Origin of the sequence: Pseudomonas sp. ICMP 8385, from assembly GCF_002699915.1 — a bacterium.
Classification (GTDB): domain Bacteria; phylum Pseudomonadota; class Gammaproteobacteria; order Pseudomonadales; family Pseudomonadaceae; genus Aquipseudomonas; species Aquipseudomonas gessardii.
In genome coordinates, this window is sequence record NZ_LKBY01000102.1 from 299,948 (window position 1) to 312,085 (window position 12,138).

Consider the following 12,138-nt stretch of genomic DNA (forward strand, 5'->3'; position numbering starts at 1 on the left):
TTTCTTATGGGGGTGCCAGCGATGTGCCATCGCGGCGTAAAAGGGACAATACCGATATTTTTTATTCCCGAACAATACCTTTTATTCACTTTGATATTCCATTTTGCTCATACAGCGCCCAAGCCCTGAAACAGACGCGTCAACGCTGCGCGTTCGACTTCGTTGCCACTGCTCAGGATCTGCCGCGCCTGGTGCGCGATCTGCACCACCGACGCCACCGGCAGGTTCAAGTGCTCCGGCAGGATCTCATCACCACTGCTGACCAACAGCGCAAAGTGGATCACGTTCTCCAGCTCCCGCGTATTGCCCGGCCAACTGTGTTGCTCCAGCAGCCGCTGCGCCTCCTCGCTGATCAACGGCACCGGCAGGCCCAGACGCTGGCTGTAGATGCCCAGGAAGTACTCGGCCAAAGACAGGATGTCGCCCACCCGTTCGCGCAGCGCCGGCAGTTCCAACTGGCCTTCGTTGAGGTAATGGAACAGGCGCTCGTGGAATTTACCCACGGCCACGGCCTGGGCCAGGTCGATGCTGGTGGCGGCCACCAGGCGCACATCCACCGGGCTCGGCTGATGGGCGCCGACGCGGGTGACTTCATGGTTTTCCAGGGCGGCGAGCAGCTTGATCTGGATCGGCAACGGCAAGTCGCCGATCTCATCGAGGTACAAGGTGCCGCCGTTGGCCGAGCCAAACCAACCGGCCCGGCTGCTGGCCGCGCCGCTGTGGCTGCCGGCGGCATAGCCGAACAGTTCGGCATCGGCATAAGTGGGGCTGATCGCACCGCAGTTGACCGACACAAACAGGCCGCTGCGGTCACTGCCACGATGGATATGGCGCGCCAGCAACTCCTTGCCGCTGCCGGTTTCGCCGCGAATCAATACGGGCAAGGCGCGCGGGGCCAGGCTTTCGAGGTCTTCGCGCAGTTGCCGGGAGCGGGGGTCGACAAACACCAGCGCCTTGGCACGGATGCTCAGGGGGCTTTTTTCGGCGTCGGGGAAGGTCAGCAATGGCTGGCCGAAGGTTTCATGCAGGCTCATGGCAGGCTCCCGCCCCAATTCCACTCAAGGGACGGGGCGTTGAAAAGGTATTAGGCGCGGCGCCGGGAGTGATGCTCCAGACGGTTTTGCAGGCGATAGAGGTAGGCGAAACCCTGCTCCCAACGTCGGTGGCCGGACTTCACGTTGATATGCCCGGCGCCTGCGAGAACCCCGGCTTCAGCCCCCCAGTTACGCGCCAGTTCCAGGGCCCGCGGGGCGCTGATCGCACTGTCGTTGTCGGAGCTGACGACCTGGCTGGGAAACGGCAACAGGTCGCGGGGAATCGGCGCAAAGTTGCGCAACGCCGGCGCACACGCCGGGCGCTCGACGTCTGCCGGGGCCACCAGCAAGGCCCCGCGCACCTGGCGCAGGAACTGCAACGGCGCGCTGGCCGCCCAGTGCGCCACGGTGATGCAGCCCAAGCTGTGGGCGATCAGGATCACCGGGGTGCTGTCGGCCGCAATAGCTTCAGCCAAGGCTGCCACCCAGTCTTCGCGGCGCGGGGTCAACCAGTCGGCTTGCTCCACGCGGGCGCTGTTGGGCAGGCTGTTCTGCCAATGGGTTTGCCAATGATCTTCTGGCGATCCTTGCCAGCCCGGCACGATCAGGTAACGGATCAACTCGCTGTGCATGGGTGTGCCCTCCTGCAGCGTTTAACGTTGCTGACCAGTATAAGGATGGGGCATATATTCGTTAAGGAATAAGAAGCTATTTATTAATAACCAAAAAATCAAATTAATGAAGATCAAAATGTGGGAGCGGGCTTGCCCGCGATAGCGGTGTCTCAGCCAATACATATGCTGACTGACACTGCGCCATCGCGGGCAAGCCCGCTCCCACACAAACCCAATTCCATATGGGGTTGGGCGTGAGGCTTAAATCCCAGGCAAAAAAAGGCCGCACCCTGCCAAGGAGACGGCCCAAAAATTGTCGAGGCTGTTGACACTAACGCGCGGTAATCACCGACAGCTTGGTAATCCCCGCCCGCTCAATCGACGCCATGGCCCGCGCCACTTCGCCATAGTTCACGCCGTCATCCGCTTGCAGTTGCACCCGCACCTGGGGGTCCTTGGCCTTGGCGGCCTGCAGGTTGAATTCCAGCAGGTCCGGCTGGATTTCATCCTTGTTGATAAACACTTTGCCGGCGCCGTCGATGCTCACCACCAGCGGGTCTTTCTGCTCCACCGGGGCCACAGCTTCGGTCTTGGGCAGGTTGATCGGGATCGCGTTGGTCAACAGCGGGGCGGTGACGATAAACACCACCAGCAGGACCAGCATCACGTCCACCAGGGGCGTGACGTTGATCTCACTGAGTACCTCGTCGCTGTCTTGGGTGGAGAAGGCCATATCAGGACGCCTCCTTCACTTTTTGCGCACTGCCCTGGGCGGCGTTTTTGTGCAGCGTCGGGTGGACCAGCACACGGAATGAGTTTTTCTGCGCCAGGCTGTAGAAGTCATGGGCGAAGTCATCCAGGTCGGCAGCCGTCAGTTTCAGGCGGCGCAGGAAGTAGTTGTAGACCAGCACCGCCGGTACGGCCACGGCGATCCCCACACCGGTCGCGACCAGCGCCGCGCCGATAGGGCCGGCCACGGTTTCGAGGCTGGCGGAGCCGGCGGCGCTGATGCCTTTCAAGGCTTCCATGATCCCCCACACCGTGCCGAACAGGCCGATAAAGGGCGAGGTGCTGCCGATACTCGCAACCACGGCCAGGCCGGTTTCCAGGGAGCGCCGCTCACGCACGATCTGCTGGCGCAGGGCACGTTCGAGGCGGTCCTGGTGGTTGATCGCCTGGCTCAAGTCGGCGGCATGGGATGCCTCGCCGACCTGGATCGCGGCATAACCGGCCTGGGCCACGCGGGCGGCGGCGCCGGGGTGGGTTTCGCTCAGTTCGGCGGCCGAATCGAGGCTCGACGCCGCCCAGAACTGTTTGTGGAACTTGCGATCCTGGGCCTTGAGGCGGCCGAATTGCACGCCCTTGAGCAGGGCCAGGCCCCAGGTGGCGACGGAAAACACCAACAGCAGCCAGATCACCGCGCTTTCGATGGATTCAAGTGGAGATGCCAGTAACGTCATGATGCGGTCCTCGGTGTAAGCGATAGAGTGTCGAGCAAAGGCTCAATGAATCTTGAAATCGATGGGTACGCTGACCCAGCCATCCTGGGCCACGTCGCCCTGCTTGGCGGGCACGAAGCTCCAGCGCTTCACGGCGCTGAGTGCGGCGTCGTCGAGTGGCTGGCGACCGCTACTCTTCTGCACCTGGATTTCACCGGGCTTGCCGCTGGCCAATACCTGCACGCGCAACAACACCGTGCCTTCCCAGCCACGGCGCTGGGCCAGTGACGGGTACTCGGGCGCCGGGTTCTTCAGGTACGCGGCGTTGGCCGAAGCAGGCGTCACCGGTGCCGGCGCTGGTGGGGCTGGCGGTGCCGGCTGGGGTGGCGCAGGCGGCTGCTCAACGGCTTTGGGCACCGGCTTGGGTTCGGGCTTGGGCACAGGTTTGGGCTTGGGTTTTGGGATCGGCTTGGGTGGCGCCGGCTTGGCGGCCAACTCATCCACGACCGGTGGCGGTGGTTCCACAACCGCAGGCGGCGGCGGTACGGGCGGCGGCGGCTCCACCACCGGCGGCGCCGGCTGGGAAAACTCGATGGTCATCGGTGGAATTTCCGGCGGCACAATCGGCAGCAGCGGCAGCGGTTTCTGGCTGACCCAGTAGATCACCGCGCCATGCAGCGCCAGCGCCAACAGGCCCAATAACAGGCCTTCACGGCGGCTCAAGATCCCCTTGGGGGTTTTCTGCAAACGCAACTGCCCCAAGGGCGCGCGGTGCGGCCGGCCAAGGTCGACCAACTCACCACTCGGTGCCTGGCGCCACAGCGCCTCAGGTGCACTGGCGGCGGTCTGGACATTGCCCATTGATTCACTCCCTGCTGTCTTCAGCGAAAAAACCGACGGGCCTGTGGGGCGACCGTCGAGAGCTGAATCATCGGGGGTAGACGCTTATCTCTTAAAGTAATCTTTAAAGTTATACATAGATCAAACAGAAATATTGAAAATCAGCGGATCGGCCAACGTCACGCCCCACGGGGCCTGGCGGCGAGGGGCAACATCAGGATGCTTTGCGCGCATGCAAAATATTCCGCAAAGGCATGGCTCAGCGTGGGTTGGCCTCGCATAAATCCCACAACTGGCGCAGCAGGCCCTGCCCCGCCGCCCCCATCCCATGGCGCCCATACAGCGCCAGCCGCACGCCCTGCACTGCGGGCAAACCGCTGTCGGCGCCCAAGACCACATGCCCGGCCTGCACCACCCGCGCAGGCAACAGGCTGATGCCCAACCCCGCCGCCACCGCCGAGCACACACTGGCCAGGCTCGCGCTGGAATAGCCAATGCGCCAGCGCCAGCCACCGACCTCCAGGTGCTGGAGCATTTCATTGCGGTACAGGCCGCCCACCGGGAATGCCACCAAGGGCAATGGGTCGCGGCCCAGGGCCGGCATGTGGCGGCTGTCGACCCAGCACAACGGCTCCGGCCAGGAGGCCAGGCAGTCGTCGCTGTCGCCCATCTGCTTGACCAGCAGCACATCGAATTCGCCGCCGCGATACTGGCGTAGCAACGCCGGCCCCAAGCCGCTGGTGACCTCCAGGCGTACCCGTGGATAGGCCACGACAAACGCCGACAGCAACGGCATCAAGCGCTCGGCGGCGAAGTCCTCGGGCACGCCCAGGCGCAGCACGCCATCGCTCTGCTGGTTGATCAGCACATCGGCGGCTTCTTCGTGCAGGGCCAGGATGCGCCGTGCATAGGCCAGCAGGCGCTCACCCTCGACCGTCGCCACCACCCGGCGCTGGTCGCGGTCGAGTAAGCGGCAGCCGACACTGTCTTCCAGACGGCGCAATTGCTGGCTGACCGTGGATTGAGTGAGGTGTAGGCGCTCGGCGGCGCGGGTGAAATTCGCGCAATCGACAACGGCGACAAAACTGCGCAACAGCACGGGATCGAACATGGGCATTACCATCGTGTTTGCCACTGGTTGGCATGGTTATATTTAATTTCAGAATACCCCAGTCGGTGGCCATACTCCGCGCTCACCAAGACGGGAGATTTTCCATGACTGACGATCAGCGGCATCTGCAACGCGCCGTGGCCCTGGCGCAGGACAACGTGGCCCGGGGCGGACGGCCGTTTGGCGCCGTCCTGGTCAAGCACGGCGAGGTGTTGGTGGAAGCGGTCAACCAGATCCACCTCGACCAGGATCCCACTGCCCACGCCGAGATGCTCGCCATTCGCCGCGCCAGCGAGCAACTGGGCCCACGCCTTGAAGGCTGTGTGATCTACGCCAGCGGCCAGCCGTGCCCGATGTGCCTGGGCGCGATGTATATGTGCGGCGTATCCCGCGTGGTGTTTGCCGCGAGCAATGAACTGGCCGCGCCTTTTGGCCTGTCGACCGCAGCGATTTACCAGCAGATGGGCCTGGTGCTGAGCGCCCAGCAACTGCCCGTCGAGCACTTGCCGGTGCCGGCCATGCAAGCCCTTTACCGTCAATGGAAGACCCTGCATGACCCTGAATAAATCCCTCGCCGGCTGGGGCCTGCTGGTGGTGCTGGGCCTCAACCTGCGGCCGATCCTCAGCTCGATCAGCCCGCTGCTCGGGGAAATCCGCCTGGCCACCGGCCTGAGTTTCCAGAGCAGTGCCTTGCTCACCAGCCTGCCGGTGGTGTGCATGGGGCTGGTGGCGCTGGTGGGCATCCGTGTCGAGGCACAGCTGGGCGAGCGACGTGGGATTGCCCTGGGCTTGCTGATGATCCTGCTGGCGTGCCTGGTGCGCTGGCTGCTGGGCCAGGCACCGGCACTGCTGGCCACGGCGTTGCTGGGCGGCGCCGGGGTAGCGCTGATCCAGGCGCTGGTGCCGGCGATGATCAAGCGCCAGTTCCACCACCGGGTGCCACTGGCGATGGGGGTGTATTCGGCGTCGTTGATGGGCGGCGGGGGCTTGGCGGCGCTGCTCAGCCCCCTGGTGGCCAGCCATTTCCAGCACTGGCAGGCCGGCCTTGGTATCTGGCTGCTGCCGGCGCTCGGCGCGTTGCTGCTGTGGGCGTGGCTGCCGTTGGGCGCGGCGAAGAACCGGCAGGTGACCGCGCCGCTCCAGGGCCTGCGCAACCGCCGCGCCTGGTTGCTGGCGCTGTATTTCGGCCTGGTGAACTGCGGGTATATGAGCATGGTGGCGTGGCTGCCGGCGTACTACCAGCAACTGGGTTGGGGCGTGCTGCCCAGCGGCTCGCTGCTGGCGTTCATGACGATTTTCCAGGTGATCGCCGCGCTGTTGATGCCGGCGCTGGCGCAACGCGGTATCGACCGCCGGCCCTTGCTGACCATCAGCCTACTGGCCCAGACCGTGGGCTACCTCGGCCTGCTGCTGGCGCCGCTGCACTACCCGCACCTGTGGGTGGCGCTGATCGGCTTCGGCCTGGGGGCGTGTTTTGCCCTGAGCCTGCTGTTGACCCTGGACCATCGCCGCGACCCACGGGAAGCCGGGCAACTGGCGGCCTTCGTGCAGGGCGTGGGCTTTTTGATCAATGCCGTATCGCCGTGGATGACCGGCTGGCTGCGTGAACTCACTGGCAGCTTTGTCAGCGCCTGGGTGGTGCTGAGCGTGACGGTGATCGCAATGCTGGTGGTGACCCGGGTCTTCAGCCCGGCCACCTACCGCAGCGCCACCGTCCCTGGCTAGAAGTCGTAGCGCCCGGTCACCCCCAGCGTGCGCGGGGTGCCCAGCAGCCCTTCATAGCCACCGTTGCCGCCCGTCCACAGGGTGGTGTAGTAGGTTTTGTCGAAGGCGTTTTTCAGCCATAGCGACACGTCCCACTGGCCCTGCTGGAAGTCGCCGCGCAGGCCGGTGGACAGGTTGACCACCGCGTAGCCGGGGATCTGCCCGTAATCCGAATCCTCGACCGTGCCCACCGCCTTGGAGCGGTAGGCATAGCTGGCGGTGACGTAGGGCTCCAAACCGTTATCCAGGTTCCACTTGTATTCGCCGTTGGCGTTGGCAATCCATTTCGAGGCGCCCACCACCGGGTGCCCGCTGAGGTCGCACGAGGCCGGCGCACCCGGGCGCAGGCTGACTTCCGGTGGGCATGGCGCATCTTTGTACGACAGGTAGCGCACATCGTTGAACGAGCCGTTGATGTTCAGCGTCAGGCCACGGATCGGCACCAGGGTGCTTTCCAGCTCCACCCCACGCGAGCGCACGGAGCCGGCGTTGGTCAGGTACTGCACGCGGTTGCCATAGTCGTAGGCATTGGTCTGATAGCCGTTGACCTGGGTCCAGAACAGGTTGGCGTTGAGTTGCAGGCGACGGTCCCACAGCGTGCTCTTAAAGCCCAACTCGGCGTTGTTGGCGCGCTCGGTGCCGATCAACAGCGAGTCGGCGCCAGCGGTCGGGGCAGAGCCCACCGTCAGGTTGACCCCGCCGGATTTCTCACCGTGGGACAAGGTCGCATAGCCGAGCACGTCATCGCTGAAGCGGTAGCTGAGGTTGAGCAGGCCAGAAGGGCTGGTGCTGTACTGGTTGAGATCGCCGGAATCGTAGGCTCCGGCACGGCCACGGCGTGCGGTCGCTGCCGCGCCCGTCACCGTTGCGCCACCTTGCGGCGCGTTGCGGCTGACCGAGGCGCTTTTTTCTTCATAGGTGCCGCGCAGGCCGGCGGTGAAATCCAGGCGTTCGGTCAGGTGCCAGGTGCCCTGGGCGAACAGGGCAAAACTGTCGGTGCGGATATGCCCGTTGCCGACACTGCTGACATTGCTCAAGGCCCCCGCGGGCGTGCCATTCCAGATATCGGCCTGGGGCCCGTAATAGGCGAAGGATTTGTTGTCCAGGTCGGAGCCAAAGTAGTAAGCGCCCACCACGTAATCGAAGAACCCACCGGTAGGCGAGGCCAGGCGAAACTCCTGGGACCACTGTTTATCTTCCACCGACACACCAGCGTTATACGAGGCCGGCACGTTAAGGCCGTCGTCGTTGCGCGGGGTGAAATTCCACCAGCGATAGGCGCTGACCGAGGTCAGGGTAAAGTCACTGGGCAGGGTCCAGTTGGCCTCCAACGAGGTGCCGCCCTGGAACACCGTGACACGCTGGTCGTTGTCCAGGTTGACCTTGCGGTGGGAGCCGTTGACCAGGGTCGCCCCGGCCGCATCCGCCCGCGATTGGTAGAGGTTGGTGCCATTGATGGTCGGGCCGGTGCTGTACAGCACGCGGGTGCCGGCGCTGGAGTCTTCTTCGTTGTAGTCGCCGATCCAGCGCAGGTTGAACGCCTCGCTGGGCTTGTACAGCAGTTGCCCGCGAAAGCCCTGGCGTGAACCGCCGTTGAGGTCGTGGCCGTTGTATTGGTTCTGGATATCGCCGTCGCTGCGGGTGCGATAGGCCGAAAAGCGCCCGGCCAGCTCATCGGTGAGCGGCCCGGAAATCGTACCCTTGGTCTGGAAATAACCGTCTTCGCCCAGCGAGGTCTCGATGCTGCGCTCCGGGGTGAAACTGGGCGCGCGGGTGCTGATATTGATCACCCCGGCCGTGGTGTTCTTGCCAAACAGCGTGCCTTGCGGGCCGCGCAAGACCTCAAGCTGCTCGATGTCCATCAGGTCGAACACCGCCATGCCTGGGCGCCCGAGGTACACGTTGTCGATATACAACCCGACACTGCCTTCCAGGCCATCGCTGGCCGGATTGTTGCCCAGGCCGCGAATCGACACGCTGGACTGGCGCGCATGCATGTAGGCGACGTTGACGCTGGGCACCAGTTGCTGCAAATCCTGGATCCGGTAGACCCGCTGGCTCTCCAGGGCCTGGCCGCCGATCACGCTCATGGGCGTGGGCACTGCCTGGGCGCTTTCGGTGCGGCGGCGGGCGGTCACGGTGACTGTCTCCAGTTGCCCGCTGGCGCTTTCGCCCTTGGGCACCGGGGCGGGCGTGTCGGCGGCCTGGCTCGGCGACCAACTGGCACTGCCCGCCAGCAACAGCGCCAGGGGCAGGCGCTTGAGCCGCCAGGGAGAGGACGGTACAGCGGGCTTCGACACACTCATAAGCGGCTCCGGTATCGCGGAATATGCACAACCACATATTCTATAAAGTTATTTATTTATGTTTTTAAAAGCATTTACTGCATAAGAGATAGCCTTTATAAGGAGTCGACCTAATGCATAGCCAATGCATTTCCCCGATATTTTTAATGTGAAAAATGCATATCGATTTGCGCCAGCTCCGTCACTTCATCGCCCTCGCCGAACAGCGCAGTTTTGTCGCGGCCGCGAGCACCGTGAACCTGTCGCAATCGGCCTTCAGCCGTAGCATCCAGGCCCTGGAACACAGTGCCGGCTGCCAACTGGTGGATCGCGGGCGCAAGGACCTGGCCCCGACCAAGCAAGGCCAGGTGCTGCTGGAACATGCGCGGCGCCTGGTCAGCGGCGCGCAGCAGTTGGCCAACGAGATCAGCCAGTTCAACGGCCTGGAAGCCGGCGAGCTGCGCTTTGGCTGCGGCCCGGCCCCGGCCGCCGGGTTGATCCCCCGGGCGATCGGCAGTTTTATCGGGCGCTACCCCAAGGCCCGCGTGCAGTTCCAGGTGGATGACTGGCAAAGCCTGGGCAAGCGCCTGCTCAGTGAGGAGTTCGAGTTTTTCGTCGCCGACACCCGCCACTTCGAGGCCAACCCCGACTACCAGACCCACCGCCTGCGCCCACGCAAATGGCACTTTTGCTGCCGCAACGGGCACCCGTTGGCCCAGCGCGAAAGCGTCAGCGCCACCGAGCTGATGAGCTACCCGCTGGCCGTGACCATCCGCCCGCCGAACCTGCGCAAGGTCATCGTCGACCTCAGCGGCCGGCCCGACTACACGCCCAACGTGGAGTGCGAGAACGGCTACAGCCTGCTGGGGGTGGTGCTGCGTTCCGACGCCATCGGTATTGTCAGCGCCAACAGCGACGTGCTGCACATGGCCCGGGGCGACTTGGTGTGCTTGACGATCGACGGCCTGGCCGAGGACCTGGAGGAGCGTTACACCCGCTATGGCATCGTCAGCCGGGCGGGGTATCGGTTGTCGCCGCTGGCGCAGGCGATGATCGAGCAGATCAAGGCGGTGGATGAGCAGGATGACCAGGTGTGTGCGCTGGAGAATGTTGCGGTCTGATCCACCGCTATCGCAGGCAAGCCAGCTCCCACAGGTTGATCGCATTCCAATGTGGGAGCTGACCATGCACCGACTGCATAAACCTCATTCCCCAAATGCACTTGCCTCACCCCCGCTTCACCGGCGAAAAACACCGCCTGTTCCCCGTTCGGTAAACCCTCATGCCCCCTGTACGCAACGTGCTCTACATCATGTGCGACCAACTGCGTCGCGATTACCTGTCCTGCTACGGCCACGCCCATCTGCACACGCCCAATATCGACCGCCTGGCCGCCGCCGGTGTGCGTTTCAGCCGCGCCTACACCCAGGGCACGATCTGCGGGCCGTCGCGCATGTCGGCCTATACCGGGCGCTATGTCAGCAGTCATCAGGTGGCGTGGAACGCGGTGCCGCTGCCCCTGGAAGAGCTGACCCTCGGCGACTACCTGCGCCCCCATGGCATCCGCACCGCGCTGGTGGGCAAGACCCACGCCACGCCCAATCTCGACGCCCTGCAACGCCTGGAGATCGACCCCGACAGCGCGCAAGCGCAGCCACTCAACGAGGTCGGTTTCGAGGCGTATGTTCGCCATGACGGCATCTTCCCCGACAGCCCACTGTTTGCAGACAAACGCGAGTCGGCGCCCTACACCCACTACCTGCGCGAACAGGGTTATGCCGGCACCAACCCCTGGCATACCTGGGCCAATGCCGCCGCCGGCCAAGACGGGGAAATCCTCAGTGGCTGGCACATGCGCAACGCCCACTTGCCGGCGCGGGTGGCCGAGGCGCATTCAGAAACGGTCTACACCACCGACCGCGCCATCGACTTTATCCACGAACAAGGCGCGCAACCCTGGTGCCTGCACCTGTCGTATATCAAGCCGCACTGGCCGTATATCGCGCCCGCGCCGTATCACGCGCTGTATGGTGCCGATCAGGTGCAGGCGCCTATTCGCGCCGAGCCCGGGCAGGCCAGTGATCACCCGGTGTACCAGGCCTTCCGCCAACACCAGGAGAGCCTGAATTTTTCCCGCGACGAGGTACGGCTACGGGTGATTCCCACCTATATGGGCCTGATCAAGCAGGTGGATGACCAGCTCGGCCGGCTGTTCGATGTGCTGCACAACACTGGCCGCTGGGATGACACGCTGATTGTGTTCACCAGCGACCATGGTGACTTCCTCGGCGATCACCACCTGGGCGAAAAAGAGTTTTTGCTGGAACCGGCGGTGGGCGTTCCGCTGATTGTCCGCGACCCGCGGGCCGCTGCCGATATCAGCCGGGGCACGGTGGACGCGCGCCTGGTGGAAACCATCGACGCCCTGCCCACATTCCTGGAGGCCCTGGGCTTGCCCACCGCCGAGCACCGCCTGGAAGGCCGCTCGCTGATCCCGCTGTTGCATGGCCTAGAGACGGACTGGCGCCGCTACGCCATCGCCGAATACGACTACGCCTTCCAGGCCCCGGCCCGCGAGCGCCTGGCGCAGCCGATCGACCGGTGCCGCATGACCATGGTGCGCAGCGAACGCTGGAAATACCTGGCCTATGACGGCTTTCGCGCGCAGTTGTTCGACCTGGAAAACGACCCCCAGGAACTGCACGATTTGGGCGCTGATCCGGCGTATGCCCCGGTGCGCGAAGTGCATCAGGGCTATCTGTTCGAGTGGTTGCGGGGCTTGAAACGCAGGACCACCATCAGCCACGCGGAGATTGAGCTCCGGGGCCAACGGTTTCGGTATGGAGAGCCAGAAGCGGAAAAGGTGGTGCAGATCGGCGTCTGGTAAACACCCCCCCTGTGGGAGCGGGCTTGCCCGCGATAGCGGTGGATCAGCCAACACCGTTGTTAACTGACATACCGCTATCGCGGGCAAGCCCTAATGCCAGTCAGTTAAGCCCTCCCGCTTTCTTTTTGGGGTATTTGACCGGCCTAGGCTTGACCACCCTGGGG

General features: G+C 64.0%; 11 protein-coding genes. 4 read left to right on the forward strand and 7 right to left on the reverse strand.

Annotated elements, in window-relative coordinates:
• Window positions 1-107: 107 nt before the first annotated feature.
• The 6 genes from AO268_RS17100 to AO268_RS17125 all read right to left on the reverse strand — a co-directional run bounded on the left by AO268_RS17100 (window position 108) and on the right by AO268_RS17125 (window position 5,038).
• Window positions 108-1,034: a sigma 54-interacting transcriptional regulator gene (locus tag AO268_RS17100; RefSeq protein WP_076962040.1), complete on the reverse strand. Its 927-nt coding sequence runs from the start codon at window positions 1,032-1,034 to the stop codon at window positions 108-110.
• A 50-nt stretch (window positions 1,035-1,084) separates the two neighbouring features.
• Complete coding sequence (locus tag AO268_RS17105; protein ID WP_076962039.1) at window positions 1,085-1,666, reverse strand: alpha/beta hydrolase; 582 nt, start codon at window positions 1,664-1,666, stop codon at window positions 1,085-1,087.
• Between the two features lie 313 nt (window positions 1,667-1,979).
• Window positions 1,980-2,381, reverse strand: a complete 402-nt coding sequence (locus tag AO268_RS17110; protein ID WP_032856552.1) for an ExbD/TolR family protein — start codon at window positions 2,379-2,381, stop codon at window positions 1,980-1,982.
• A 1-nt stretch (window position 2,382) separates the two neighbouring features.
• Window positions 2,383-3,108 carry a MotA/TolQ/ExbB proton channel family protein gene (locus AO268_RS17115; RefSeq protein WP_099169345.1) on the reverse strand — a complete coding sequence of 242 codons (726 nt, stop codon included), beginning with the start codon at window positions 3,106-3,108 and terminating at the stop codon, window positions 2,383-2,385.
• 42 nt (window positions 3,109-3,150) lie between these two features.
• Window positions 3,151-3,948: an energy transducer TonB gene (locus AO268_RS17120; RefSeq protein WP_099169346.1), complete on the reverse strand. Its 798-nt coding sequence runs from the start codon at window positions 3,946-3,948 to the stop codon at window positions 3,151-3,153.
• A gap of 238 nt (window positions 3,949-4,186) precedes the next feature.
• Window positions 4,187-5,038, reverse strand: coding sequence for a LysR family transcriptional regulator (locus AO268_RS17125; RefSeq protein WP_099169347.1), 852 nt, complete (start codon window positions 5,036-5,038; stop codon window positions 4,187-4,189).
• 104 nt (window positions 5,039-5,142) lie between these two features.
• Between AO268_RS17125 and AO268_RS17130 the strand changes: the two genes are divergently transcribed.
• Both AO268_RS17130 and AO268_RS17135 read left to right on the forward strand, forming a co-directional pair.
• Entirely contained in the window at window positions 5,143-5,604 is a 462-nt protein-coding gene (locus AO268_RS17130; RefSeq protein WP_099169348.1) for a nucleoside deaminase, read from the forward strand.
• Window positions 5,591-6,763, forward strand: coding sequence for a CynX/NimT family MFS transporter (locus AO268_RS17135; RefSeq protein ID WP_099169349.1), 1,173 nt, complete (start codon window positions 5,591-5,593; stop codon window positions 6,761-6,763). The genes AO268_RS17130 and AO268_RS17135 overlap by 14 nt, the downstream gene beginning before the upstream one ends.
• Here AO268_RS17135 and AO268_RS17140 read toward each other — a convergent pair.
• Window positions 6,760-9,108 carry a TonB-dependent receptor gene (locus AO268_RS17140; RefSeq protein ID WP_099169350.1) on the reverse strand — a complete coding sequence of 783 codons (2,349 nt, stop codon included), beginning with the start codon at window positions 9,106-9,108 and terminating at the stop codon, window positions 6,760-6,762. The two genes, AO268_RS17135 and AO268_RS17140, sit on opposite strands and share 4 nt — an antisense overlap.
• Window positions 9,109-9,263: 155 nt before the next feature.
• On the opposite strand from AO268_RS17140, the gene AO268_RS17145 reads away from it, so the two are divergent.
• Both AO268_RS17145 and AO268_RS17150 read left to right on the forward strand, forming a co-directional pair.
• Window positions 9,264-10,208 (forward strand): LysR family transcriptional regulator, encoded by a 945-nt coding sequence (locus AO268_RS17145; protein WP_099169351.1) that lies wholly within the window; start codon window positions 9,264-9,266, stop codon window positions 10,206-10,208.
• Between the two features lie 161 nt (window positions 10,209-10,369).
• The gene (locus AO268_RS17150) at window positions 10,370-11,974 is read left to right on the forward strand and encodes an alkaline phosphatase family protein (RefSeq protein ID WP_099169352.1); all 1,605 of its coding nucleotides are present in this window, start codon (window positions 10,370-10,372) and stop codon (window positions 11,972-11,974) included.
• The last annotated feature ends 164 nt before the right edge of the window (window positions 11,975-12,138 follow it).

Coding starts and splice junctions, on each gene's coding strand:
- AO268_RS17100 (WP_076962040.1), bottom strand. CDS start 1,034: ATGAGCCTGCATGAAACCTTCGGCCAGCCATTGCTGACCTTCCCCGAC.
- AO268_RS17105 (WP_076962039.1), bottom strand. CDS start 1,666: ATGCACAGCGAGTTGATCCGTTACCTGATCGTGCCGGGCTGGCAAGGA.
- AO268_RS17110 (WP_032856552.1), bottom strand. CDS start 2,381: ATGGCCTTCTCCACCCAAGACAGCGACGAGGTACTCAGTGAGATCAAC.
- AO268_RS17115 (WP_099169345.1), bottom strand. CDS start 3,108: ATGACGTTACTGGCATCTCCACTTGAATCCATCGAAAGCGCGGTGATC.
- AO268_RS17120 (WP_099169346.1), bottom strand. CDS start 3,948: ATGGGCAATGTCCAGACCGCCGCCAGTGCACCTGAGGCGCTGTGGCGC.
- AO268_RS17125 (WP_099169347.1), bottom strand. CDS start 5,038: ATGTTCGATCCCGTGCTGTTGCGCAGTTTTGTCGCCGTTGTCGATTGC.
- AO268_RS17130 (WP_099169348.1), top strand. CDS start 5,143: ATGACTGACGATCAGCGGCATCTGCAACGCGCCGTGGCCCTGGCGCAG.
- AO268_RS17135 (WP_099169349.1), top strand. CDS start 5,591: ATGACCCTGAATAAATCCCTCGCCGGCTGGGGCCTGCTGGTGGTGCTG.
- AO268_RS17140 (WP_099169350.1), bottom strand. CDS start 9,108: ATGAGTGTGTCGAAGCCCGCTGTACCGTCCTCTCCCTGGCGGCTCAAG.
- AO268_RS17145 (WP_099169351.1), top strand. CDS start 9,264: ATGCATATCGATTTGCGCCAGCTCCGTCACTTCATCGCCCTCGCCGAA.
- AO268_RS17150 (WP_099169352.1), top strand. CDS start 10,370: ATGCCCCCTGTACGCAACGTGCTCTACATCATGTGCGACCAACTGCGT.